Genomic DNA, 491 nt, shown 5'->3' on the forward strand with positions numbered 1-491 from the left:
CCAATTTTAACTGGAATATTTCTGTCTAAGTGTCCATAAATCACTTGAATACCAAGCTCTTTATTTGCAACAACTACAGTACCGCCGAAGTTACCCCAAGCACTGGTACCTGCTACAACTTCTCCATCAAATACTGCAGGAATTGCTGCAAGATGCGACTTAACTAAATCCCACGCACGATGATATCCACCGCAGTAATTGTCATAGTTATATCCATTTACTGTGTAGTCACGTTTCCCCCAGATACCACTAGCATACTTCGCCGGATCTGATGTCACTATAAATCCTTTTGATTCTAAATATTCAATAGGGTTCATATTTTTATCTCCTTTTAATTTTTTGCATAAAAATAGCCTGTGAGATATTCACAAGCTACTTCTTATCTAACTGATCTTTATACTCTTGCGCCTTAATCGCATTCTTAGTCACGTTGTTATTTTTCCACCACGTCCACACTCCGACAGATACTAACGCTAAGCCATTTACAAACT

Annotated in this window: 1 protein-coding gene and 1 pseudogene; both read right to left on the bottom strand. The window is 38.3% G+C overall.

From position 1 onward, the window contains the following. Positions 1 to 317, bottom strand: a pseudogene (locus tag HMPREF3029_RS05405) (M23 family metallopeptidase); the annotation flags it as partial. 55 nt (positions 318 to 372) lie between these two features. Then, positions 373 to 491, bottom strand: a 119-nt coding sequence (locus HMPREF3029_RS09735) for a phage holin (RefSeq protein WP_371327376.1), incomplete at its 5' end; no start/stop codon positions are given.

Origin of the sequence: Nosocomiicoccus sp. HMSC059G07, assembly GCF_001815515.1 — a bacterium.
GTDB classification, from domain to species: domain Bacteria; phylum Bacillota; class Bacilli; order Staphylococcales; family Salinicoccaceae; genus Nosocomiicoccus; species Nosocomiicoccus ampullae_A.